Origin of the sequence: Brevundimonas sp. NIBR11 (genome assembly GCF_027912535.1) — a bacterium.
GTDB lineage: Bacteria > Pseudomonadota > Alphaproteobacteria > Caulobacterales > Caulobacteraceae > Brevundimonas.
Map to the genome: position 1 here is coordinate 2,886,565 of NZ_CP115465.1, position 23,853 is coordinate 2,910,417.

Genomic DNA, 23,853 nt, shown 5'->3' on the forward strand with positions numbered 1-23,853 from the left:
CTGGGAAATAGGAATTACGCTACCGCTTCCGATTTGGCTTCAAAGCCTTCACGACTGGAACGGCGATTTCGAGCCGATCCGCCGGTAGTTTGCCCACCGCCTTGGCCAGAAGAACCAAAGTCTTCGCTCGGCCGTCCTCGCGATCAAATGTCGATCGACGTTCCTCGGCCACGCCACCGTCCGTCATGACTTGGTGAGGCAAGCCGGCGAACAGGTGAGCCAGTTTCACGTCGAGTCGCCGACAAATCTGCCAAAGCCGCGCCGCCGCTATCCGTTGACTGCCGTTTTCATATCGCTGGATCGTGGCTACGGAGACCCCGAGGTAGTCCGCCATGTCTTCGCGAGATACGGGTTTGGCGTCGCGAACGAGGCGGACACGCTGACCGAGAAGCACGTCGATATGCCGTGTCTTGGGCCGGTCTCTGGCTTCTTCGGCCTCGACAGAATCCTTCGTCATGACCAACGCTTCCTTACTGACGTCCACGCCGCCAGGGCCAAGCCACCCAGCACCATCAGCCAGAAGAACAAATCGCCAAAACGGCCATAGGGCGTCACCGCCACCGGTCGGGGCAGCAGCATATCGATCACCCCGCTCTCGCCCGGGTCGAGGCGAGCGCCCTCGACCACCCGACCCCACGGATCGATCATGGCCGAAACGCCCGTCGGCGTGGCCCTGACCACCGGCAGGCCCGTCTCGATGGCGCGATAGCTGGCGAGGTTCAGGTGCTGGATCGGCCCTGAAGTGGCCCCGAACCAGGCGTCATTGGAGACATTGACGATCCACTCCGGACGCCCTGCCCCGCCCGGTGTGAACCCCGGATACAGGCTCTCGTAACAGATCAGCGGCTGCACCCTCGGCGCATTGGGCAGGTCGATCGGGGCTGGGCGCGGCCCGGGGCTGAAGTCGGCGGGCATATGCACGAGGCTGCGGACTCCCATGGCCCCCATGAGATCGCCCAACGGCAGGAACTCACCGAACGGCACCAGGCGGTATTTGTCGTAGATGGCCGTAACCCGAAGACCCGCCGGGCCCTCGTCGGCAAGCGAGAACAGGCTGTTGTAGTAACGCGCCCGCCCGTCCGGCACCGCCTCGCCGCGCGCCAGCCCCATCAGCAGGGTCTGCCCAGGCTGGACCGCATTGGCGATGGCCGGACCGTCGGGCGACGCGGGAGCGAACACGTCGTTGAAGCTGGCGGGCAAGGCGCCCTCGGGCCAGACGATCACGTCCGGTTGGGCCGCGCCGAGCTGCCCGGTCAGGGCGACGTAGCGATTGATGATCGACTGGTAGGCTTCCGGTGTCCACTTGGATTCCTGGGCGATGTCCGCCTGGACGATCCGGATCAAGGTGTCGGTGTCGCGCACCTCGGCGCCGCTGAGCCGGATCGTCCCGCCGATCACCAGCGCGGCCAGAACCCCGACCCCAGCCAGGGCCGTGCCGACGCGAGCCCTGCGGGTTCCGTCACCGAACAGTCCTCCGAACGAAGCCGTCGCCGCGACGGTGACGAAGCCCAGACCATAGACCCCGACGACCGAGGCGAACTGCGACCCCGCCGAACCGGCAGCCCAGCTTGCCCCGGCCGGATTCCACGGGAAGCCCGTCAGCACATGGCCACGCAGCCACTCAAGCAGGGCGAAACAGGCTGCAAAGACAATAACTCGAACCAGACCGAGCGGCGCGAACCGGCGATACAGGGCCATGGCCGCGCCCCAGAACAGGCCGATGCCGGCGGGCAACAGACTAGCCGCGAAAGGCGCCATCCAGGCCTGATCCGGATTGACCAGAAACGCCTCGGCCACCCACCAGCAACCCGCGCCGAAATAGCCGAAGCCGGCCAGCCACCCCATCCAGAAAGCGCCGCGCATTGACTGCGACCGCTCGGCCAGCAGCATCAGAAGCGGATAGCCCAGCAGTCCTGGCAGGATGCCGAACGGCGGATGGGCCAGGGCCGTCGCGACACCTGCGAACAGGGCCAGACCGATGCGGGTCCAGCGCCCGCTGACCGCCCCGTTCAACGCGTCGCTCGATTTCCGGAGAAGCTCAGCCGTCATGCGGGAGCATGTATGGGTCCGACACGCCCAGGCTGGCAAGGATGCCCCGCTCCTCTCCCTCCATCGCCTCGGCCTCGGCGTCGTCTTCGTGATCGCGGCCCAGCAGGTGCAGCACGCCGTGCACCACGAGATGGGTCAGGTGGTTGGTCAGAGTCTTGGACTGCTCGACCGCCTCGGCGGCGCAGACCCCATAGGCCAGCACGATGTCGCCGAGAGGCTGAGGCCCCGCGCCCGGCATCTCCGCCGCAGGGAAGGACAGGACATTGGTCGGCCTGTCCTTCCCCCGGAACCGGTCGTTCAGATCGCGCACCGTCTCGTCGTCGGTCAGCAGGATGACGACCCCGCCCGCCTGCGACCCCAGGGCCGCCACGGCCGCCCTTTCGACCACCGCCTCGACGTCCTCGATGGCGTCGGTCCAGTCTTCGGCCTCAATCTCGACTTCGATCAGTGACCTGGGGATCATGCGGCCGGATCTTCCAGATCGGGGGCGGGCCGCCCGGCCGCCGCATCGGCGTCATAGGCGCGGACGATCCGCTCGACCATGGCGTGACGCACCACGTCCTGGGCCTCGAACTCCAGCACTCCTACGCCCTTCACATCGCGGAGGATGCGCAGGGCGTGGGCGAGACCGGAGTCCCTCGGGTTCAGCAGGTCGATCTGCGACGGGTCGCCAGTGACCACCATCCGGGCGCCCTCCCCAAGTCGGGTCAGAACCATCTTCATCTGCAGCCGCGACGTGTTCTGCGCCTCGTCGACGATGACGAAGGCATGGCTCAGGGTCCGGCCGCGCATGAAGGCGATGGGCGCCGCCTCGATCTCCCCCTTGTCGCGGCGCCGCTGGACGTCCTCGGCGCCGAGGATGTCGTTCAGCGCCTCCCAGATCGGGGCCAGGTAGGGGTCGACCTTCTCGTTCAGATCACCGGGCAGAAAGCCCAGCTTCTCGCCCGCCTCGACCGCAGGACGAGTGATGACCAGCCGGTCCACCTGTCCGCGTCGCAGCAGCGACGCCCCATACGCCGCCGCGAGGAAGGTCTTACCCGTTCCCGCAGGTCCCACGCCAAAGCTAAGCTCGTGGTTGGCCAGGGTATCCAGATACCGCGCCTGGGCGTCGGTCTTGGGCACGATGGCGCCTCGCTTACCGATGGGGAGGGCCATGGGATCGACCCGCCTTCCGCCGCCGATCACCCCGGTGCGGGCCGAGCCAATGCCGGCGCGCACATCGGCCTCGTTGACCTCCGCCCCCTTCTCGACGCGGGCGGCGAGCCCCTCGATCACCTGTTTCGCGTTGGCCCGGTCGCGGGCGCCGCCGTTGATCGAGACACCGCCGCCTGGCGCCTCGATCAGCACCTTGAAGGCGTCCTCGATCAGGGCGACGTGGCGACTGTTCGGCCCGATGACGGCCCTGAGGGCGTCGTCGTCCAACGCCAGGAATTCACTTTCACGCGCCAATCAGGCTGCCTTTCAGACTGTTCTGGTTGCCCTGTTCGATCCTGACCGGAACGATCTGGCCGAGCAGATGATCCGCGCCGTCGACATGCACGGATTGGAGATAGGGGGAGCGCCCAATGGCCTGCCTCGCATGGCGGCCCTTCTTCTCGAGCAGGATGTTCAGAGTTTTGCCCGCCTGCGCCTGGTTGAAGGCGAGCTGCTGTTCGAGCAGCAGGTTCTGCAAGACCTTCAGCCGCGCCTTCATCACCTCGGCCGGGACCTGACCGGGCATGGCGGCGGCGGGCGTGCCCGGGCGCGGCGAATACATGAAGGAGAAACAGGACGCGTAGTTGACCTGCCGCACCAGATCGAGCGTGTCCTCGAACTCGCGATCGGTCTCTCCGGGGAAGCCGACGATCATGTCGCCGGCCAGGGCCAGGTCGGGTCGCGCCTCGCGGATGCGGCCGATGAGGTCGATGTATTTCTGACGCCCATGCTTGCGGTTCATCAGCCGCAGGACTCGGTCCGACCCGGCCTGCACCGGCAGGTGCAAGTAGGGCATGAGCGCGTCCAGCTCGGCATGGGCCGCGATCAGGTCGTCGGACATGTCATTGGCGTGGCTGGTCGTATAGCGGATGCGGTCCAGCCCCGGGATTTCGGCCAGGGCCCGCGCCAGTCTGGCCAGGGTCCAGACCGTCCGATCCGGCCCCTCCCCGTCATAGGCGTTGACGTTCTGACCCAGCAGGGTGACCTCGCGTACCCCTTGGTCCGCCAGACCGCGCGCCTCGGCCAAGACGCCCTCGACCGGCCGCGACCATTCGGCGCCGCGGGTATAGGGGACGACGCAGAAGCTGCAGAATTTGTCGCACCCCTCCTGCACGGTGAGGAATGCGGTGTAGCCCTTGACCCCGCGCACGGCCGGCATGGCGTCGAACTTTTCGTTGGGGGCGAAGTCGGCGCCGATCCGCTCGCCCCGCGACCGGGCGGTGCGTGTCAGAAGCTCGGGCAGCTGGTGATAGGCCTGGGGGCCGACGACGATGTCGACCGCCGGGGCCCGCAGCATGATCTCTTCGCCCTCGGCCTGGGCGACGCAACCGGCGACCGCGATGGTCATGCCGCCCTCGCCCCGCTCCAGCTTGCGCTCGCGCATCTGCCGGATTTTGCCCAGCTCGGAATAGATCTTCTCGCCCGCCTTCTCGCGGATGTGGCAGGTGTTCAGAATGACGAAGTCGGCGCCTTCGGGGCTGTCGGTCGTGGCGTATCCCAGTGGGCGCAGGACGTCGGCCATGCGCTCACTGTCATAGACGTTCATCTGGCAGCCGTAGGTTTTGATGAACAGCCGCTTGGCCCCTTCGGGGACAGCAGCGGTCTCGACCTCGGGCCGGGTCAGGGTGTCGGACATGCCGGCCTTCTAGTCCGCAGGTCGTCCGGGCGCCACGCCGTCGATCAGGACAACTGGTCCGGGTTCACCCGCGCCGCGTTGCGGTGGAAGATCAGGCCCTCGCGCTTGGATGGTTCGGCGCCGTCGATGGCCTTGCCGTAGAGTTCCAGCTTGTGGCCGACCAGTTCGAAGCCCAGGCGTTCGGCGATCTCGGTCTTCAGTCGTTCAATCTCGGCGTCGAAGAATTCGATGACCTCGCCGGTCTTGGTGTCGATCAGGTGGTCGTGGTGGTCGTCGCCGGCCTCTTCATAGCGGCTGCGGCCGTCGCCGAAATCGTGCTTCTCGACGACTCCGGCTTCCTCGAACAGACGCACGGTGCGGTAGACGGTGGCGATCGAGATGTGCGGATCGATGGCGGAGGCGCGGCGGTACAGTTCCTCCACGTCGGGATGGTCCTCGGCGCTGCCCAAGACGCGGGCGATCACCCGGCGCTGTTCGGTCATGCGCATGCCGCGCTCGGCGCAGAGTTTTTCGATCCGGTCCATGGGCGACGAAGATAGAGGGGCGATCCGCTCGAGGGAAGCCGTTCAGGCGAAGTTGCGAACCAGGATGAGCGCATCGACCGCCGGGCCGTCCGCACGCGGATAATAGCGAGGCCTGCGCCCCGCGGTCTTGAACGCAAGCGAGCCGTAGAGAGCGCGGGCCGGGGCGTTGTCCTCAGCCACTTCGAGGAACATCCGGTTCGCGCCGAGTTCGGCTGCGCGCCTGCTCGCCGCCTCGACAAGACGCCCCCCCAGCCCTTGCCTCCGGGCCGATGGCCGGACGGCGAGGGTGAGGATTTCCGCTTCGTCGGCCACGACCCGGATTAGGATAAGGCCGTCGTTGTCGCCTTCCAGAACCACGCCCGCTTGGCCCAGAAGATCGGCGAAGGCGACCGCAGACCAGGGCGTGTGGAACGACTCGGCGTGCAACTCGGCCAGGCCCTGCGCGAGGGCGTCGGGTTCGGCTGTCGTGTTCATAGGCCCAACACGACCGGTCGGGCCTGACCGGGCAGGCGTGTCGGCGGCGTGGCGTCCGGCGCGCGAAGATATAGCGGCCGAGGCGGATTTGCCGCAGGGTCGTGGGCCGCCGTCAGAGCCGCAAGCGCCGCTGGCGCGGGGGTGGTGGCGGCCTCGCCAGAGCCGCCGACAAGGGCCGCGCCGGACCCGGTCATTTTCCAGTCTCCCTCGGCCAGCAAGGCGGTCGCGTCCTCAATCGACAAGGCCTCCGGTTTCGACACAGGTGCGCCGTTCCGGAAACGCTGGAGGTAGACCTGACTGCGACGGGCGTCGATCACCGCCGCCGTTGCGCCCCGTCCGTCGTCGGCGGAGCGGGCCAGGGCTTCCAGGGTCGAGACACCCACCACCGGCAGACCCAAGGCCGCGCCAAGACCCTGAGCGAAGGCCAAACCGACCCGCAGACCTGTGAACGACCCCGGCCCGACAGTGACGCCGATCCGGTCCAGCGTTTCGAACCCGCCGCCGGTCTCGGCGACCGCATCGCGGACGAAGCCTCCCAACCGTTCGGAATGGCCGCGCGCCATGAGCTCGGTCCGCACGCCGAGCGGGCGGCCGTCCTCGAACACGGCGGCCGTGCAGGCGTCGAGCGCCGTGTCGATGATCAGCACCCTCATCGGGCCGCCCCGGTCAGGGAGTCGGCGCGAGGGCCTCGGTGATCCGGGCCAGGGCCTGACGCAGCGCGCGGTCGCGGATCAGGGGAAAGGCGGCGGCGACCACCCGTCCCTCGGCTGTGGCGGTCATGAAACCCAGGTTGGGCAAGTCGTCGGTCGCAGGCTCCGCGCCCGGCGACGGATCGGGAAACAGGGCGCCCGGCGCGACGCCCAGAGCTATGGCGATGTCGTTCAGACGCGAAGCCGAGATCCGGTTCTGACCCGCCTCGTATTTCTGCACCTGCTGCGGGCTGACGCCGAGGCGTTGCGACAAGGCGGTCTGGGACAACCCCAAAGCCACGCGTCGCGCGCCGATCCGACGTCCGACCAAGGCGTCGATGGCGTCTGGCGATCGCGGCATGACGGCGGCTCCGGCTGTCTCTACGATCGGATCGTTTCACATCGTCGCCCCGAGTGCAATCTTTTCGTTTCATTCGTCGAGTCTTGCGCGGACGGCGGCGACGCGGGCGACGGCGGCGCGGTCGAGGCGTGTTTCGGTTTCAAGTCCGGCCGGGCCGCCTGTCACATAGAGATGGTCGCCGTCGGCGCGTTGGTACAGGCGCACCAGGCGGGTGCCGTCGGTCAAGTCGATGACGCAGCCCTGATCGCGGCGCGGCCAGCGCTCCGGGTCGAACTCCAGAACGACGCCGGAGGCGGCCCATGGGGCGAGCTCGTCATTTGAGAGTTGCATCCGTTCGATGGTGGTCGGGGCAGCGGACGGGGTTGAGCCGAAGTCGCGGCGGGGGCTTTCGAGGCCGGTCGCTGGCGCCGGTGACGGATACGTTTCGCGGGCGAGGATCAAGGCGAGATCCTCGGGTGTTGCGTCGAGGGCGCCGGTCAGGCGACGCTGGACATCGGGGCGAAAGAGGCCGGGGCGTTTGCCGCTTTCGTAGAGGCCCCAGCCCTGGCTGGTCATGCCAATGCGGACGCCTGCCTCGGCCTGGCTCAGGCCGGCGTGGCGGCGGAGGGTCGCCAGACCCTCGCCGAGGGCGGCAGCGTCCGGATCGGGTGCGAAGCGGGCCATGGGGGATTGTGCCTTGTCCCGGGGCAGGAGGCGAGACGAAAAAGTTTCACCCACGCTCAAGCGGTAGCGCCCTTAGATCACCTGTTCGACGCTGGTGACCTCGGGCACGTAGTGTTTCATCATCTGCTCGACACCGGCCTTGAGCGTCATGGCGGAGGACGGACAGCCGGCGCAGGCGCCGCGCATGCGGAGCTTCAGCACGCCGCTCTCCTCATCGAAGGCGTCGAACAGGATGTCGCCGCCGTCCTGGGCGACGGCCGGTCGGATGCGGCTGTCGAGCAGAGCCTTGATCTCGGCGACGATCTCTGAGTCCTCGGCGCCGTCATCCCCCGAGACGTCCCCGTCGCGCAACAGGGGCGCGCCGGAGACGAAATGATCCATGATGACCGACAGGATCTCGGGCTTCATCTCCGACCAGTCGCGGCCGTGCTCCACCTTGGTGACCGAGACGTAGTCGGCGCCGAAGAAGACGCCGGAGACGTCCTCGAGCGTGAACAGGGCCTCGGCCAGGGGAGAGGCCGTCGCCTGGTCGATGGTTAGGAACTCACGCGAACCGGCCGGAGCTACATCGCGACCGGGCAGGAACTTCAGCGCGTTCGGGTTCGGGGTCGGTTCTGTCTGGATGAACATGGGCGGGAGATGCGCCTGGGGCGGAAGGTTCGCAAGTCCGGCCCCGACCCGTCCGGACTCGAAAAATAGAGTCCGGAGAGTCCGGATAGTCCGCTTGGTGAGCTCAAAGCATCGTCTGACCCGTGAGGTCATGACGGCCCTCCGCTCAAACAGACCCAGTATGGGGCGTTTCAGCGGTGATGGGTAAAAGGGCTCTCAATGGAGCCGGACGTTCAAATCGCTGGAGAATTCTGACGATCGGTTGATTGGTGTACGACTTCCTTCTCCCCTCGCGGGTCGACAAAGGACCGCAAGGGGAGAAGGGAGGTCAGGCCAAATCCTCGATCTCGGCGTCCGTCAGTTCTCCCGGCACGATAGTCACCGGCAGCTTCCGCCCGCCGAAGGCCGCGCCCTGTTTGAGGACGGCGGAGACCAGGGGGCCCGGGCCGCGACCGCCCGCGCCGGCGGCGAGGACCAGGATCTTGATCTCCGGATCGTCGCCGCAGACCTTGCGGATGGCGGACTGGGGTTCGCCCTCCTCGATCAGGAAGACGGGCTGGGCGCCCGAGCGTTCCTGGGCCTCCTCGCCGAGACGGTTCAGAAGCTGTTCGGCCTCGGCCCGCTGCTGACGCTGGATTTCCTCGCGGACGCCCGCCCAATGTTCGTCCGATCCGCCGGGAATGATCCGCAGAAGCGCCACGCGGCCGCCGGTCGACCGCGCCCGGCGCGAGGCGTAGCGCAGCGCCGCCTCGAACTCGGGGCTGTCGTCGACGACGACGAGGAACTTCCGGGGCATCAGAGTGCGCCCGCGACCTGACGGATCTGACCGTTGGCGATGGTCAGTTTGGCGAAGGTCCAGCCCGTGCCCGAGGCCTCGATCTCGTCCACCGCGGCGCGGACGCCCTCTACGATGTCCAGACGCGGTCCGATCCAGGCGTCGACAGCGGCCTCGGCGGTCGCCTCACTGTCGCCCACGGCCGGGTCGGAGGCCTTGGCCACCGCGCGGGTCAGGGCGACCTGTTCGGCCATGAGGTCCTCGATCAGTCGACGCACGGCCAGCCGGTCGAAATGATCGCCCGACGGCACGGCGCCGGCGGCGGCGCGCAGGCGATCGAAGTCGAAGGCGGCCCCGACCTGGTGATAGAGGCGCGCCATCCGGGGCTCCGACCAGCCAGCCTCTTGCGCCAGATCGCCGATGTCGGCGGTGGCGACGAGGGGCCGCAGCATGGCGATGGTCTGAGCCAGTGCCTCGCCGACGCCCATGTCGCCGAACCGCTTCAGCCGATCGGCCAGACGGCCCTGTTCGAACTGGGACAGGACGTCGCCGCCGGCCGCGCGCAACGCGTCGGCGGCGGGACGATAGGCCTCTATGAGACCCTGCACCGTCGCCCCCGCCTTGCCGGCGCGACGCGCCAGCCAGAAGGTCTGACGTCGCAGGACAGTGGAGATCTCGGTGTAGAGGGCCGTCTGGGTCTCGGCAGGAACCTTGAGGTCCAGCGCGCTGACCGCGTCCCACGCCTCGTCGAGGCGGAAGACACGACGCGCAGCCTCGAAGGCGATGACCAAAGCAGTCGTGTCGCAACCCGCCGCCGCGCGCAGACGGTCGGGGAAGGTCGGACCCGTCATGTTGACGATCTCGTTGCAGAGGACGGTTGCGACGATTTCGCGGCGCAGACGGTGGCCCTGCATCTGCTTCTCAAACCGGGCGAGCGGCTCGGGGAAGTAGCGGACAAGAGTCTCTTCGAAGAAGGGGTCCTCCGGCGCCCTGGACGCCACGATTTCGTCGGCCAGCTCCAGCTTGGAATAGGCCATCAGGACGGCCAGTTCCGGCCGGGTCAGGGCCAGAGCGGCGGTCTTCATCTCCTGGATGCGGATGTCGCCGGGCAGGCCCTCGACCTTGCGGTCCAGTTTGCCGCGCGCGGTCAGCGACTGCATGAACCGCTGCTGGGTGTCGAGCGCACCGGTCCCTTCGGCCTGCTGCAGGGTCAGGGCCAGGGTCTGGTCGTAGTTATGGGCCAGGACCTTGTGACCGACCTCTTCCGTCATCGAGGCCAGCAGCGGCACGCGTTCGGCGAGCGGCAGCGCGCCTTGAGCGACCGCCGCACCGATCAGGATCTTGATGTTCACCTCATGGTCGGAAGTGTCCACACCGGCGGAGTTGTCGATGGCGTCGGTGTTGATGCGGCCGCCGTTGGCCGCGAAGGCGATGCGGCCCGCCTGGGTAAGGCCCAGGTTGGCCCCCTCCCCCACGACCTTCACACGCAGTTCGTCGGCGTTGATCCGGAGCGCATCGGTGCCCTTGTCGCCGACCTGGGCGTCGGTCTCGGCCGCCGACTTCACATAGGTGCCGATGCCGCCAAGGTAGAGCAGCTCGGTCGGCGCCTTGAGGATGGCGCGGATCAGGCTGACAGGATCCAGGGCCTGGTCGGTGATGTCCAGCGCCGCGCGAATTTCCGGCGTCAGTTCGATCGACTTGGCCGAGCGCGAGAAGACGCCCCCGCCGGCCGAGATCTTCGACTTGTCGTAGTCCTGCCAGGACGAACGCGGCAGCTGGAACATGCGGTTCCGCTCTTCCCACGACGAGGCCGGGTCAGGCGTCGGGTCGATGAAGATGTCGCGGTGGTCGAAGGCGGCGACCAGTTTCGTGGCCTTGGACAGCAGCATGCCGTTGCCGAACACGTCGCCCGACATATCGCCCACGCCGACGGCGGTGAAGGGCTCGGTCTGGATGTCCTTGCCGATCTCGCGGAAGTGGCGCTTGACCGCCTCCCAGGCGCCGCGGGCCGTGATGCCCATGGCCTTGTGGTCGTAGCCGACCGAACCGCCGGACGCGAAGGCGTCGTCCAGCCAGAAACCGTAGTCGGCCGAGACGCCGTTGGCGATGTCGGAGAAGGTCGCCGTGCCTTTGTCCGCCGCCACGACCAGATAAGGGTCGTCGCCCTCGAACGGCACGACATTGGCCGGGCGCATGACCTTGCCGTCGGCGGCGATGTTGTCGGTGATGTCCAGAAGGCCGGACAGGAAGGTCTTGTAGGCGCGGATGGCCTCGGCCTGCTGGGCGTCGCGATCGGCGCCCGCGCGGACCATGTTGGCCAGGTATTTGGGGAAAAAGCCGCCCTTGGAGCCGACGGGCACGATGACGGCGTTCTTGACCTGCTGGGCCTTCACCAGACCCAGGACCTCGGTGCGGAAGTCGTCGCGGCGATCCGACCAGCGCAGGCCGCCGCGCGCGACGGGGCCGAAGCGCAGGTGGACGCCCTCGATGTGCGGCGCCCAGACGAAGATCTCGCGATAGGGCTTGGGCAGGGGCAGGTCCTCGAGCTCGCGCGAGGCGATCTTGATCGAGATGTGGGGCTTGAAACTGCCGTCGGCCGCCGTCTGGTAGTAGTTGGTGCGCTTGATGGCGCCGATCAGCGCCGCCATGCGGCGCAGAGCCCGGTCGTGGTCCAGCGACTTCACGTCCATCAGGAGGGCGGTGATCTTGTCGGTCAGCTCCGCGACCTGGGCCGCGCGGTCCTCGGCCGAACCACCGTGGGCCGGGTCGAATTTGCAGGCGAACAGGCTGAGTAGGGCGCGGGCGATGGCCGGATAGTCGCGCAGCGCCTCTTCCTGCACGGCCTGGGAGGGGTCAAGGCCTGTCTGCTGGCGATAGCGAGCCAGGGTGCGGATCAGCGCGGCCTCGCGCCAGCCGACGCCGAGTTCCAGCACCAGACGGTTGAAGCCGTCGCTTTCGGTCTGGCCGTTCCAGACGGCGGAGTAGGCGGCCTCGAACGGGCCCTTGATGTCGCCGAAGGCCAGGCTTGCGCCGCGCGGGTCCTCGAGCAGGAACTCGTGGACGTGGAACTCCTGGGCCGTGCCCGTGTGCGCGCCCGGACGGATGGTGTGGTTGAACTCCTCCAACGTCGTCAGCCCCATGTCGGCCAGGATCGGCAGGACGTTCGACAGGGGTACGGCCCCGCCGCGGTGGTAGAGCTTGAAGCGGAACTGCAGCGGGGTGTCGCCGGGCGTCCGGAAGGCGCGGACCGCCACGGGTTCGCCCGCGCCGACCTCGCCGGTCGCGTTCAGGCGGTCGATCTCCTGCAGGTCGGTGACGGCCTCGCCCGCGTCATAGCGGTCGCGATAGCCGGGACCGAAAGCCTCGGCCCAGCGGGCGCTCATGGCGCCGATCTGGCTGTCGTCGACCTCGGCGATGCGCAGGGCGGTCTCGAAGCGATCGACCCAGCTGCGGCCCGTCTCGATGATCTCGGCGTCCAGGACATAGGGGTCCGGCGTCGGGTGATCGCCCGGGGTCACGCCGATGATGTAGTGGATCCGCACCAGCGGCGCGTCCGACAGCTGGGGATACCAGGCCGAGAGACGGCCGCCCCAGGCGCGGGCCAGGATGGCGCCGATCCGCTCGCGCACCCCGGCGTCGAACCGCTCGCGCGGCACGAAGGCCAGGACCGAGACGAAGCGGTCGAACGGGTCCTGGCGGGTGAAGGTCTTGATCCGCGGCCGGTCATAGAGGTGCAGGATGCCCAGGGCCGTTTCCAGCAGCTCGTCCTCGGTGATCTGGAAGAGCTCGTCCCGGGGATAGTTCTCCAGGATGTTCTTCAGACGCTTCTCGTTGTGAGAGCCGGGGGCCTTGCCCGCGCGGGTCAGGGCGTTGGCGACCTTGCGTCGGATCAGGGGCACGTCGGAGGCGGCGCTGTCGTAGGCCTCGGCTGTGAACAGGCCGACGAAGCGGGTCTCGCCCGACGGGCGGCCGTCGTCGCCGTACCGTTTGACGCCGACGTAGTCCATGTAGGCCCGACGGTGGACGCGGCTGCGCAGATTGGCCTTGGCCACGGTGACCGGCTCGGACAGGTCCATCTGCCGCTTCATCTGGGCGGTCAGGACGGCGGGCTCCGACGTGCGGCGCAGGACCGTGCGTTCCGGATCGCGCAGGACGCCGACGCCCTCGGCCGACTGGTCCAGCGGGGCCTCGGCCGCATAGCCGCCGTCCGAGGTGCGCGGATAGTCGTAGTCCCGCGCGCCCAGGAAGACGAAATGGTCGGCGTTGAGATAGCGAAGGAAGTCCAGGTTCTCCGCCACGATCGCCGGGTCGATGCCGCCGGGGCAGGCTTCCAGATGGGCGATCGAGCGCGCCATCAGGGCGTTCATGGCCGGATAGTCGGCCACGGCCGTGTGCACGTCGGCCAGGGTCTGTTCGACGCCGGCCTTAAGCGCCTCGCGGCGCTCGGGCGGCAGGGGATCGATGACCAGGACGATCAGGGATTCACGGGCGCCGTCGCCGGCCCGGCGCGATCCGTCCAACTGGCGCTCCAGCTTCAGGACCGGGTGGAACAGGGCGCGGACCGAGACGCCGGTGTCGGCCAGCTCGCCCATCACGCTGTCGACCAGGAAGGGGCCGTCGTTCTGGACGATGCGGACGACGTCATAAGGCGTGGCGCGTCCACCGGCGGACAGGGGCTCCACCGCCACGCGGGTCTCGCCCGGCGTGCGGCGCTCGGCCCATCGCCACGTATCGGCCAGGACCGCCCCGACGTCTTCCAGCGCCAGTTCGGGGGTCTCGTCCTCGGCATAGTCCTCGAAGGCCTGGGCGACGAAGGACTGTGCGAGTGCGTCCGGGCCGCCGCCCCCCCGAGCCTCCGCGAAAGCCCGTTGCAGCGCCTCCGGGCTGGCGGGCTGGGAGGAGGTGCGAAGGTCGCCGGACATGGGCAGGGTCTCGAAAGGCGCGGCAGGGCCGCCGGGGTCTGGACCGGATACCATCGCTCGGCGGCGACGCTCCGGTCCCTGACCGCTGGATAGGCCGGACCGCGCGCCTCGGGAAGGCCGGAAACGACAAACCCCGCCGGAACCTGTTTCCGGGTCGAGATTATCGGCGATCAGTCTCGCAACAGCAAAAATCTCTTCGCGGGTGCGAAAAGAAAAAGGCCGTCGGACGGGGGTCCGACGGCCTCGCTTGAACCGGCGCTGGAGGGGGAATGGGCGCCGGTCGATGCCGTCGCGGCCTTGGGGAGGGGAGGGGGCCGCGACGTCTGGATGACAGATGGGAGAGCGCTTCCTGACCCGCAAGGGTCGGATGTCAGGGTTTTACGGGCGCAGCGCGCGGCGGTTTGCCGCGGGCGGCGCGTCTCGCCGGCGGCCTCTGCGCGGCGTGGTCGTCCTCGTCCTCCTCGGCATAGGGGCGGCCATCGCCGGACAGGAGGATGGCGATCCACATCGAGCCCTTGAACTCGGCCAGGATGGCCATGGCCATGACCGCCAGCGGCGTCGACAGGAACATGCCGACCACGCCCCACATCTTGCCCCACAGCGCCAGGGCCAGAAGCACGGCGACCGGGTCGATGTTCTGGTTGTCGCCCTGCATGCGCGGCTGGATGGCGTTGCCGACCACGAACAGGATGACCTGCAGCCCGACCAGCAGGATCAGGGCCGGCCAGTAGGTTGGGAACTGGACCAGGGCGAACAAGGGCGGGGCCAGGCCCGCGATGGCGCCGCCCAGCACCGGGATGAAGCCGACGACGAAGATGACGAAGGTCCAGAACTCCGCGTTCTGGAGCCCCACCAGCCGCATCAGGATCCAGGCGGCGACGCAGATGATCGCGCCGGTGACCGTCTGGACCCACAGATAGCCCTCGACACCGCCGCGCACGCGCTGGAAGACCTCGGAGGCCTCCTGACGCGTGTCGCGATGGGGGAAGAGGTTGACGAGTTTGCGCCGGAAGCCGTTCTGCGCCGCCAGCAGAAAGGCCAGATAGACCATCACGAAGAAGGCGCCGGACACCACCCCCTGAACCTGGAAGGCCAGCGTGGTGAGATAGCCGCGCAGATCGATCCCCCGGATGAGGTCCTGGGCCGTCGGCGGGGTTTCCATGCCGAACAGTCGCGCGCCATCGGCGATGATGGCGTCGATCCTGGGACCGATGCCGCTGGAGACGCCGGACGCATCCGTGAAGAAGCCCGCCGCGCCGTTGACGATGAAGGCGATGGCTCCGAGGAAGGCGATCACCACCAAGGCCAGGGCCGCCGTGCCGGCCCAGTGGCGCGGCAGCCGGGTCCGTTCCTCGATGAACCGCTTCACCCCGTCGATCATGATCAACAGGAAGATGGCCATGGCCAGGGGCGTCAGGATGTCCCGCAGCCAGTAGAGGGCCGCCCCTCCGGCCACGACGGCCAGGGTGACGAGAGCGTTGCGGGCGACTGTCGATGTCGGAACGGCGATCGGCGGTTTCATGCCTCGACTTGTCGGGGGCGTCGCCCCGCCGGTCAATCGCCGATTGGCGACGGACGTCGCCACGGCTAAGTCTCGGGCAAGGAGATCCCGCATGACCGACGTCACCGCCAACCCCGGCCTGTTTCTGGGCCAGTCCAACGATGGAGCCGCGCCGCAGCGCGAAATCCTGTTGTGGAACCGCGCCAACCGGCACGGGGTGATCGCTGGCGCGACCGGCACCGGCAAGACCGTGACCCTGCAGATCATGGCCCAGGGTTTCTCGGAGATGGGCGTGCCCGTCTTCTGCGCCGACGTGAAGGGCGACCTCTCGGGCATCAGCCAGGTCGGCACGCCGAACGAGAAGCTTCTGGCCCGCGCCGAGGGGATGGGTCTGACCCTGACGCCCAAGGCCGCGCCGACGGTGTTCTGGGACCTATACGGGCAGAAGGGGCATCCGGTGCGGGCCACAGTGTCCGAGATCGGGCCGTTGCTGATGGCGCGGATGCTGGACCTGAACGAGGTGCAGGAGGGGGTCCTGACCGTCGCCTTCCACGTCGCCGACAAGGAGGGCCTCTTGCTGCTCGACCTCGACGATCTGAGGTCCATGCTGGTCTATGTCGCCGAGAACGCCGCCAGCATCGGGCGCGAGGTGGGTAATGTCGCCCCGGCCTCCATCGCCTCGATCCAGCGCGCCCTCCTGCAGCTTGAACAGGACGGCGGCGACGCCTTCTTCGGCGAGCCGGCCCTAAAACTGACCGACATGATGCGGACGTCGCTGGACGGGCGGGGTCAGGTCAATGTGCTCGACTCGACCCGGCTGATGAACAGCCCGCGCCTGTATGGCGCCTTTCTGCTGTGGCTCATGTCGGAGCTGTTCGAACAACTGCCCGAGGTCGGCGATCCGGAGAAGCCGAAGCTGGTCTTCTTCTTCGATGAGGCCCACCTGCTGTTCAAGGACGCGCCCAAGCCCCTGCTGGAAAAGGTCGAGCAGGTCGTGCGCCTGATCCGCTCCAAGGGGGTCGGCGTCTATTTCATCACCCAGAACCCGGCCGATATTCCCGACAGCGTCCTGGCCCAGCTGGGCAACCGGGTGCAGCACGCCCTGCGCGCCTATACCCCTGCCGATCAGCGCGGGCTGAGGGCCGCGTCCGAAAGTTTCCGGGTCAATCCGGCCTTCGACACCAAGGACGCCATCCAGGCGCTGGGGACCGGCGAGGCCCTGGTTTCGACCCTGGATGAGAAGGGCGCGCCGCATGTCGTCGCCCGCACCCTGATCCGTCCGCCGGACAGCCGCCTGGGTCCCGCGACCGACGCCGAGCGCGCGGCCGTCATGGCCGCCAGCCCGGTCAAGGGGGTCTATGACACGGTGGCGGACCGCGAGTCGGCCGAGGAGATCCTCGCCGCCCGCCATGCCCAGGCATACGCCGCCGCCAAACAGGCCGCCCAGTCGGCGCCGAAGGCCGGTCGCGCCCCGGCCGCCCCGAAAGCGCCGCCCACGCCCAAGGCACCGCGCAAGTCGAACCGCCAGACGCCGATGGAAGCCCTGACCAAGTCGGTGCTACGCACGGCGGGATCGACGATAACGCGGGAGCTGTTGCGGGGCATCCTCGGAGGTCTGCGCCGCTAGGTCAGGCCATCGACCCCAGACGCGCGTTGGCCAAGTCGGCGATCACGGTGGTGACCTGGGCGCCGGAGCCCGTCTGGGTGAGAAGCTTCGTCAGGTGCGGCGACAGTTTGCGCGTGCTCACCGCCACCATCGCCCAGCCGATGAACAACTGGGCCTGGATCGGCCAACGTGCGAGGACGCGGACATTGCGGTGCCGGGCGTCCGCCTCGATGTCCCCCATCAGGGCCGTCAGCGCCTCGGGATCGCCTTCCAGCACCTGGACGAAAACGCCGTCATGGAGCGCCAGGGCGCCGGTGATCCGCCGCCGGCCGTTGTTCCTCACCGAGATCGCCATGACCTCCGACAGGTCCATCGGCCCCTCGGAGCCGTCCACCGCATCGCTGCGATAGACAAGGCGTTCGAGGACGCGCTCCCGCAGGGGCTGGCGCGTCGTCTCGGTCGGGGATGTCATGGGGAGGATAGCCTGGGCGGCGAATCCGCCTCCCATCTAGGCGCTTTTCGCCGGAAACCCTAATCGCTTAGGGTCGCGGGACTAGCCGCCACATGTGCAAGGGGTGCCGGACCGCGCCCGCTTCGGCCCCGGCTGCATCTCCGCGCCCCATGTAGAGGTCCGCGCGCATCAGCCCCCGGATCGCCGAGCCTGTGTCCAAGGCCATAACCAGACCGGTATAGCCGTGTCGCGCGCCCGTCAGATTGCCGGCGCCGGCCGAGATCCACACGAGATCGCCGTAGGACCAGCTGGCCGGATCGACAGCGATGGCCCTGCGCGGAGGCAGGGGGACGCCCGCCGCGCCTGACGGGTCGCCGCCGTCGTCGGAGTCCATGGCGAAATAGATGTAGCGAGGGTTCAGGGCGGTGATCGCGCGCGCCTCCGGGCCTCGATGGGCGGCCAGCCAGGCGCGGATAGCGTCGCCGGACGTGCCGTTCGCGGGCAGGAGGCCCCGTTCCGCCATCGGTCGGGCGATGCCGACGAAGGGGCGGCCGTTGTCGGCGGCGTAGGCGGCGCGGGCTTTCGACCCGTCCTCGAAGGTCAGATAGCCGGAGCCCTGGATCTGGAGGAAGAACAGGTCCTCGGCCCGCATCCAGGCGAGGGGCGCAGACGGCGGGGGCCCGGCGTCGATCACGGCGCGCTCGGGTAGGAACTGACCACGCGTCCAGCCGGCGGGACGGCCGAGGACCGGGGTGTCGAACTCGCGGTCGGGGACCCGGCGGGCGGAGTATTCCGGAGCGAAATAGGAGGTCAGCAGACCCGGCCGGCCGTCGGCGGTCTCGGCCTGGACGACCGCGAACCCGTTCTCGAAGAAGGCGCGGGCCATGGAGGGGGTCACGGGGCGGGAGGTGCGCCGGATCTCCTGGGCCCTTTCGCACTGTCGCACCGAGGCGCCGTCGCGGGCCACGCGGCAGGTGTCGGCATAGGCCTGGAAGGCCGCCAGATGATCCTCATCGGCCCAGCCCGGCAGCGTCTGGGGCCCCGGCAGGCTGGAGACCTGGGGCGGACGCGTCGGCGCGTGAGGCTGGGTTGGAACGACCGGCGTCGTGGGACGCGGGGTCGCACACCCCGCCAGAAGCAGAAGCGTCCCCAGAAGGACAGGCCTCAGGTCAAACCCCACCGGGCGGTCGCCCGGCTTAGGCGGTGGCGGGTTCGACGCGGGCGAGGACCCAGTTGGGGTCGGCGGCGCCCAGGGTGCGTTCGAAGGTCCAGTGCTCAGCCGTGCGGCGTTCCTCGATGCGGGGCTCCGAGGCCGGGGCGCCGGGGGTGGCTTCGCCTTCGGGAAGGATGATCTTGGAGCGGATTTCGGCGAGGAATCGGACCTTGGCCACGGCGCGGTCGCCCTCGGCGGAGGCCAGTTCCAGGTCGGCGCGGGGCGGATGCAGGAACTCGACCTGTTCGGTCTCGCCGCGCGTTTCGCGGGCCGCGATGCCGGTTTCGAACGAGTCGAGGACGGCGGGCGTCAAGAGGGGCTTGAGCGCGGCGCGGTCGCCCGAGGCATAGCCGCGTACGATGGTCTCATAGGCCTGGCGGGCGCCTTCGATGAATTTGGCGGGGTCGAAGGCGGGGTCGCGGGCGCGCAGCGAGGCGGCCGCGGCCAGGGTCGCGGCGTCCAGCGCCGGTACGCGGGCCGGGGCGTCGGGACCGGCGGCGGCGGGTAGGGCCGGCGCCTTGGCGTCTTCCTGAGGCTGGCGGCCGACCTTCTTGCCCAGCACATTGTAGAGCTGGAACAGGACCACCGCGGCGATCACGGCGAAGATGACGAGCGAGAACTGTACCGGCACGGGCTATCCCTGAATGGCGTCCTGACCCCCGCCGGAAAGGCCGGGCGCGTCGGACGGGACGATTACGGGCTCATATGGGCGCGCGCAAGGCGCGTCGCATCCCCGGCGGGTCGCGACATGCCGCCGCGATCTGCGCTCAGGAAGCGAGCGGCCGCGCCGCGAGCGATAGCGCCCCAAAAAGTTGCGATAGGGTCTACCGGATGCTAGTCGCGGCGCCTCGCTTTTCCGCCCTTTTGAACGGCTCCGCTTCCATGACCGACGTATCGCCCGCCGACCCCAACGGCGCCACCCCCACCGAACAGCCCGCCGGCCCCGGTTTCCGCATCCTGGCCCAGTTCGTGCGCGACCTGTCGGTGGAGAACCCGCGGGCCCCCGACAGCCTGCGAATCGACGGCAAGCCCCAGATCGACATGGGCGTCGAGCTGAACGCCACGGGTCGCCCCGATGGCCTGTTCGAAGTGGACCTGAAGCTGTCGGTCAAGGCGTCGCTGGAAAGCGCCTCGGTGTTCCATGTCGAGCTGCTGTACGGTGGCCTGTTCCAGGTGACGGGCGTGGCCGAGGCGGACATGGAGGCCATGCTGCTGGTCGAATGCCCGCGCTACCTCTTCCCCTATGCGCGCGAGATCATCAGCCGCGCCACCGCCGACGCCGGCTTCTACCCGCCGTTCATGGTCGACCCGATCGACTTCGCCGGCATCTATATCGCGCGCCAGCAGCAGCAGGCGCAGCAGGGCGGCGCGGCCTAAGGCCTATTGAGCAGCGGGCTCGACGACCTCGAGCCCGTAGCCGGCCCACAGCGACCGGTCCTTCAGAGTGGCCAAGAGGAAGGCGCGATGCGCCTCCGCCTCCTCCGCATGGATGCGCGGCGTAAGCGGCCGTGGGCGCGGCCCGTAGCCGCCGGCCGCCGCATGGGCTGCCGCGGCCTGGGTCTGGCGCGCACTGGACAGGTCCAGCCTCCGCTCCTTGCCGCCCTTGAGTTCCAGATAGACCTCGGCCAGCAGGCGGGCGTCGATCAGGGCGCCGTGGAACGAGCGGTCGGCCAGCGAGACCTTGTAGCGTTTGCACAGGGCGTCCAGCGAATTGGGCATGCCCGGCCACACCTTCTGGGCCAGCTGCAGGGTGTCGATCCAGCGGTTCTCGTGCAGCAGCGGATGGCCGCAGCGGCCATACTCATGGTCGATGAAGTTGCGGTCGAATTGGGCGTTGTGGGCGATGACGGGAGCGTCGCCGATGAAGTCCGCCAGGTCGATGACGATCTCCGCGAACTTGGGCGCGTCCTTGACCTTCTCGTCGGTGATGCCGTGTACCCGCGTCGCATCCGGCGGGATCGGCCGCTCGGGATTGACGAAACGGTGGAAGGTCCGGCCCGTCGGCAACAGGTCGAGAATCTCGATACAGCCGACCTCAATCAGCCGGTCGCCCGTGCGGGGATCGAAGCCGGTAGTTTCCGTATCGAGGACGATTTCGCGGGTCATGCCCTTCTAATGGGGGCGTTTGTCGGCGGGCGAAAGAGTTCGGACCGGGCGTTTCCAGCCTGGAGCCAGAACGATCCCCACGATTTCCGCGACCCGGGCGCGGGCGGCGTCCAGACCCCGGCCGGTGTCGATGACGAAGTCGGCGCGGCGACGCTTTTCGTCGTCGGGGGTCTGGCGGGCGAGGATCGCCTCGAACCGCTCGACGGTCATGCCGGGGCGGGCGAGGACGCGGCTGCGCTGGGTTTCATGGTCGGCGGACACGACGACCACCGCGTCGACGGCCTTGTCTCCCCCGGTCTCGAACAGCAGGGGAATGTCCAGGACGGCCAGCTTCGCGCCGTTCGTTCGCGCGACGTCCAGATCGGCGGCGCGTCCCGAGGCGACCAGCGGATGGACGATGGCTTCCAGCTGTTTGAACGCCGTGTCATCGCGGCCCAGGGCCTCGGCCAGTCGCGTGCGGTCGACGGCGCCGTCCACGACTACGCCAGGGAAGGCCTTGCGGATCGGTTCGACCGCCGCGCCACCCTCGGCATAGAGGGCGTGGACCGCGTCGTCGGCGTTCCAGACCACGGCGCCGAGTTCCGCAAACATGGCCGTCGTCGTGGACTTGCCCATACCGATCGAGCCGGTCAGGCCCAGAAGGATCACGCCGTCTCTCCAAGATGGGCCAGAAGGATCGGGCGGGGATCTAGATCGGGCGGGGCGACGCCGAAGATGGCCTCGAACGACGGTCCGGCCTGGCCGATCAGCATGGCCAGACCGTCCACCGTCCCCAGACCGGCGTCGCGTCCGGCTTGGAGGAAGGGGGTGACGACCGGCTTGTAGGTCATGTCCATGATCGTGGTCGCCGGATCGAGCGTCGCCAGGTCGATCTCGGGCCGGACGCTCAGGGCGTTGACGATCAGGGCCGCACCGTCGAAGGCCGCCGGACCATCGGCGACCGTGACCGATCCACCGAGATCGGCGGCCAGGGCCTCGGCCCGGTCGCGAGTGCGGTTGACGATGCGGACCAGAGCGCCGGCGCCGGCCAGGGTCGCGGCGGCGGCGCGGGCGGCCCCGCCGGCCCCCAGCATGACCACCGGCGATCCGGCCAGCGACAGGTTCGGAGCCTGTTGCTGCAAGGCGCGCAGCAGACCGAGGCCGTCGGCGCTGTCTGCCCGGACCTGACCGTCCCGGAAGGCGAGGATATTGGCCGAGCCGCTGTCCCGCGCCGTCTCCGAGGCCGTATCGGCCAGGCGATAAGCCTGTTCCTTGAACGGGGCGGTGACGTTGACCCCGGCAAGCAGACCCGCTCGCCCGGCGGCGACCAAGGCCTCGAATCCCGCCGGGTCGCTGGGCGCAAAGGCGACATAGGCGGCGTCCAGGCCGGCAGCCTCGATCCAGGCGTTGTGGATGACGGGGCTCAGCGAATGGGCGACCGGATGGCCGACGATGCCGCCGACCTTCACGGCGCCGGTGATGCGCGCGCGGCTCATGTTCTGATCACGCCGACCCGGCGCAACTCGTTCAGCACAGGCCACAGAGGCATGCCGAGGACGGTGAAATAGTCGCCCTCGACCCGGTCGAAGAGCTGAGATCCCATGCCTTCCAGCCGGTAGCAGCCGACCGAGCCCAACAGGCCTTCGCCCTCGACCTCCAAATAGGCGTCGAGGAAGTCGTCGGAGAAGCGTCGCATCGTCATCCGCGCCGTATCGACGCCCGACCAGACCACCGCGCCATTGATGGCGAGCGCGGCGCCCGAGTTCAGATGGTGGGTGTGGCCGCTCATCCCGCGCAGACGATGGCGGGCCTCGGTCAGGTCGCGGGCCTTGGAGATCATGCCGCCCTGGGAATCCAGGGTCTGGTCCGAGCCCAGCACCCAGGCCTCCGGATCGTGACGGGAGACCGCCAGCGCCTTGGCCCGCGCCAGCTCCAGCGCCAGTTCAGCCGGGTCGATGCCGGCGAGCGAGGTCTTGATGGCGTCCTCGTCCACCCCGGCGTCGAGCGCGGTGAAGGGGACGCCCGCCCCGGTCAGCATGGCGCGACGGGCGGCGCTGCGGGACGCGAGGATTAGCCTTTGGTCGGTCACCAGGAGGCCCCCATCCTGTGGGTCCGCCGCTCGTTGAGCAGGTTCAGGATCGCCGCCGCCGTCTCCTCGACCGAGCGCCGGGTGACGTCGATGGTCGGCCAGCCGCGTCGCTCGAAGGCCCGCCGCGCCTTGATCGTCTCCTCGCGCACGGCGTCCGGCTCCACATAGTTGGAGGCGTGGGTGGCGTTCAATCCATCCAGCCGGTTGCGGCGAATCTGGACCAGCCTGTCCGGTGAAACGGTCAGGCCGATGATCAGCGGGTTCTTCAGCCCGACCAGCCGTTCTCCATCCTCCTGACCGGGCACCAGCGGCACGTTGGCGGCGCGAACACCCCGGTGCGCCAGATAGATGCAGGTCGGGGTCTTGGACGTGCGCGACACCCCGACCAGGACGACATCGGCCCCCTCCAGCTGTTCGGCCGTCCCCTGACCGTCGTCGTGGGCCATGGCGTAGTCCAGGGCTCCGATGCGGTTGAAATAGTCGTGGTCCAGGGCGTGCTGGGCCCCCACCCGGGTCGACAGGGCCGCGCCCAGATAGCGTGACAGGGCCCCGACCAGAGGATCCAGCGCCCCGATGTGCGGCATGTCCAGCGTCCGGCAGCCCTCTTCCAGTTGGGCCCTCAGGTCACGATCGACGATGGTGTGCAAAACGACGCCCGGCGCGGCCGCCACCTCGGCCAGCACCCGCTCCATCTGCTTGTCCGACCGGACCAGGGCGTAGATGTGCTCGATCGGGATGACGCCGTCGAAACGGGCCGTCACCGCCTTGGCCATGGCGTTCAGGGTCTCGCCGGTCGAGTCCGAGACCAGATGGACATGGAAATAGGTCGCCAGCCGCGACGCCCCCGCCGGCCTCACGCCGGGACCCCGCCGAGGGAAACCATGATCTGCGACGTGCGAATGGTGATGAATCCTGTGGATCGGGGTGGGCGCCGACCGGCTTGGGCCGGGCGCCGAAACCTATAGCGCGCGCCTCGCCGCCCGGCGAGCGGGGACGATGGTGGAGGACGCCG

24 protein-coding genes are annotated in these 23,853 nt (G+C 68.7%); 2 read left to right on the forward strand and 22 right to left on the reverse strand.

The window, feature by feature from the left end; all coding sequences use genetic code 11:
• Nucleotides 1-19: 19 nt before the first annotated feature.
• From O5O43_RS14490 to O5O43_RS14555, 14 genes are all read right to left on the reverse strand, one after another.
• Complete coding sequence (locus tag O5O43_RS14490) at nt 20-457, reverse strand: helix-turn-helix transcriptional regulator (protein WP_271084603.1); 438 nt, start codon at nt 455-457, stop codon at nt 20-22.
• Nucleotides 454-2,049, reverse strand: a complete 1,596-nt coding sequence (gene lnt, locus O5O43_RS14495) for an apolipoprotein N-acyltransferase (RefSeq protein ID WP_271084604.1) — start codon at nt 2,047-2,049, stop codon at nt 454-456. The genes O5O43_RS14490 and lnt overlap by 4 nt, the downstream gene beginning before the upstream one ends.
• Complete coding sequence (ybeY, locus tag O5O43_RS14500) at nt 2,039-2,512, reverse strand: rRNA maturation RNase YbeY (RefSeq protein ID WP_271084605.1); 474 nt, start codon at nt 2,510-2,512, stop codon at nt 2,039-2,041. The genes lnt and ybeY overlap by 11 nt, the downstream gene beginning before the upstream one ends.
• The gene (locus O5O43_RS14505; protein ID WP_271084606.1) at nt 2,509-3,498 is read right to left on the reverse strand and encodes a PhoH family protein; all 990 of its coding nucleotides are present in this window, start codon (nt 3,496-3,498) and stop codon (nt 2,509-2,511) included. The genes ybeY and O5O43_RS14505 overlap by 4 nt, the downstream gene beginning before the upstream one ends.
• Nucleotides 3,488-4,879 carry a tRNA (N6-isopentenyl adenosine(37)-C2)-methylthiotransferase MiaB gene (gene miaB, locus O5O43_RS14510; RefSeq protein WP_271084607.1) on the reverse strand — a complete coding sequence of 464 codons (1,392 nt, stop codon included), beginning with the start codon at nt 4,877-4,879 and terminating at the stop codon, nt 3,488-3,490. Before miaB ends, O5O43_RS14505 begins: the two co-directional genes overlap by 11 nt.
• A 44-nt stretch (nt 4,880-4,923) precedes the next feature.
• Nucleotides 4,924-5,403 (reverse strand): Fur family transcriptional regulator, encoded by a 480-nt coding sequence (locus O5O43_RS14515; RefSeq protein WP_271084608.1) that lies wholly within the window; start codon nt 5,401-5,403, stop codon nt 4,924-4,926.
• 42 nt (nt 5,404-5,445) lie between these two features.
• The gene (locus O5O43_RS14520; RefSeq protein WP_271084609.1) at nt 5,446-5,877 is read right to left on the reverse strand and encodes a GNAT family N-acetyltransferase; all 432 of its coding nucleotides are present in this window, start codon (nt 5,875-5,877) and stop codon (nt 5,446-5,448) included.
• Entirely contained in the window at nt 5,874-6,530 is a 657-nt protein-coding gene (gene tsaB / locus O5O43_RS14525; RefSeq protein ID WP_271084610.1) for a tRNA (adenosine(37)-N6)-threonylcarbamoyltransferase complex dimerization subunit type 1 TsaB, read from the reverse strand. The genes O5O43_RS14520 and tsaB overlap by 4 nt, the downstream gene beginning before the upstream one ends.
• Nucleotides 6,531-6,543: 13 nt before the next feature.
• Nucleotides 6,544-6,927: a helix-turn-helix transcriptional regulator gene (locus O5O43_RS14530; protein ID WP_271084611.1), complete on the reverse strand. Its 384-nt coding sequence runs from the start codon at nt 6,925-6,927 to the stop codon at nt 6,544-6,546.
• A gap of 69 nt (nt 6,928-6,996) precedes the next feature.
• Nucleotides 6,997-7,590, reverse strand: coding sequence for a helix-turn-helix transcriptional regulator (locus tag O5O43_RS14535; protein ID WP_271084612.1), 594 nt, complete (start codon nt 7,588-7,590; stop codon nt 6,997-6,999).
• A 72-nt stretch (nt 7,591-7,662) separates the two neighbouring features.
• The gene (locus O5O43_RS14540; RefSeq protein WP_271084613.1) at nt 7,663-8,220 is read right to left on the reverse strand and encodes a NifU family protein; all 558 of its coding nucleotides are present in this window, start codon (nt 8,218-8,220) and stop codon (nt 7,663-7,665) included.
• A 307-nt stretch (nt 8,221-8,527) separates the two neighbouring features.
• Nucleotides 8,528-8,995 carry a universal stress protein gene (locus O5O43_RS14545; RefSeq protein WP_271084614.1) on the reverse strand — a complete coding sequence of 156 codons (468 nt, stop codon included), beginning with the start codon at nt 8,993-8,995 and terminating at the stop codon, nt 8,528-8,530.
• On the reverse strand, nt 8,995-13,896 hold the full coding sequence (locus O5O43_RS14550) for an NAD-glutamate dehydrogenase (RefSeq protein ID WP_271084615.1): 4,902 nt from the start codon (nt 13,894-13,896) through the stop codon (nt 8,995-8,997). The genes O5O43_RS14545 and O5O43_RS14550 overlap by 1 nt, the downstream gene beginning before the upstream one ends.
• 370 nt (nt 13,897-14,266) lie before the next feature.
• Entirely contained in the window at nt 14,267-15,418 is a 1,152-nt protein-coding gene (locus O5O43_RS14555; protein WP_271084616.1) for an AI-2E family transporter, read from the reverse strand.
• A 91-nt stretch (nt 15,419-15,509) separates the two neighbouring features.
• Here O5O43_RS14555 and O5O43_RS14560 point away from each other — a divergent pair, with 91 nt between their 5' ends.
• Nucleotides 15,510-17,024 carry a helicase HerA-like domain-containing protein gene (locus tag O5O43_RS14560; RefSeq protein ID WP_271084617.1) on the forward strand — a complete coding sequence of 505 codons (1,515 nt, stop codon included), beginning with the start codon at nt 15,510-15,512 and terminating at the stop codon, nt 17,022-17,024.
• 1 nt (nt 17,025) lies between these two features.
• Here O5O43_RS14560 and O5O43_RS14565 read toward each other — a convergent pair whose 3' ends face one another.
• The 3 genes from O5O43_RS14565 to timA all read right to left on the reverse strand — a co-directional run bounded on the left by O5O43_RS14565 (nt 17,026) and on the right by timA (nt 19,298).
• The gene (locus O5O43_RS14565) at nt 17,026-17,475 is read right to left on the reverse strand and encodes a BLUF domain-containing protein (protein WP_271084618.1); all 450 of its coding nucleotides are present in this window, start codon (nt 17,473-17,475) and stop codon (nt 17,026-17,028) included.
• A gap of 67 nt (nt 17,476-17,542) precedes the next feature.
• Entirely contained in the window at nt 17,543-18,634 is a 1,092-nt protein-coding gene (locus O5O43_RS14570; protein ID WP_271084619.1) for an MltA domain-containing protein, read from the reverse strand.
• 16 nt (nt 18,635-18,650) lie between these two features.
• The gene (gene timA / locus O5O43_RS14575; protein WP_271084620.1) at nt 18,651-19,298 is read right to left on the reverse strand and encodes a TIM44-related membrane protein TimA; all 648 of its coding nucleotides are present in this window, start codon (nt 19,296-19,298) and stop codon (nt 18,651-18,653) included.
• Nucleotides 19,299-19,549: 251 nt separating this feature from the next.
• Here timA and secB point away from each other — a divergent pair, with 251 nt between their 5' ends.
• Nucleotides 19,550-20,044, forward strand: coding sequence for a protein-export chaperone SecB (gene secB / locus O5O43_RS14580; RefSeq protein ID WP_271084621.1), 495 nt, complete (start codon nt 19,550-19,552; stop codon nt 20,042-20,044).
• A 3-nt stretch (nt 20,045-20,047) separates the two neighbouring features.
• Here secB and dnaQ read toward each other — a convergent pair whose 3' ends face one another.
• The 5 genes from dnaQ to O5O43_RS14605 are packed head-to-tail and all read right to left on the reverse strand — an operon-like array spanning nt 20,048 to nt 23,698.
• Nucleotides 20,048-20,773 (reverse strand): DNA polymerase III subunit epsilon, encoded by a 726-nt coding sequence (gene dnaQ, locus O5O43_RS14585; protein WP_271084622.1) that lies wholly within the window; start codon nt 20,771-20,773, stop codon nt 20,048-20,050.
• Nucleotides 20,774-20,779: 6 nt separating this feature from the next.
• Nucleotides 20,780-21,421 carry a dephospho-CoA kinase gene (gene coaE / locus O5O43_RS14590; RefSeq protein ID WP_271084623.1) on the reverse strand — a complete coding sequence of 214 codons (642 nt, stop codon included), beginning with the start codon at nt 21,419-21,421 and terminating at the stop codon, nt 20,780-20,782.
• Nucleotides 21,418-22,248, reverse strand: coding sequence for a shikimate dehydrogenase (locus tag O5O43_RS14595; RefSeq protein ID WP_271084624.1), 831 nt, complete (start codon nt 22,246-22,248; stop codon nt 21,418-21,420). The genes coaE and O5O43_RS14595 overlap by 4 nt, the downstream gene beginning before the upstream one ends.
• Nucleotides 22,245-22,841, reverse strand: coding sequence for a Maf family protein (locus O5O43_RS14600; RefSeq protein ID WP_271084625.1), 597 nt, complete (start codon nt 22,839-22,841; stop codon nt 22,245-22,247). The genes O5O43_RS14595 and O5O43_RS14600 overlap by 4 nt, the downstream gene beginning before the upstream one ends.
• Entirely contained in the window at nt 22,838-23,698 is an 861-nt protein-coding gene (locus O5O43_RS14605; RefSeq protein WP_271084626.1) for a pyruvate, water dikinase regulatory protein, read from the reverse strand. Before O5O43_RS14605 ends, O5O43_RS14600 begins: the two co-directional genes overlap by 4 nt.
• Nucleotides 23,699-23,853: the final 155 nt, after the last annotated feature.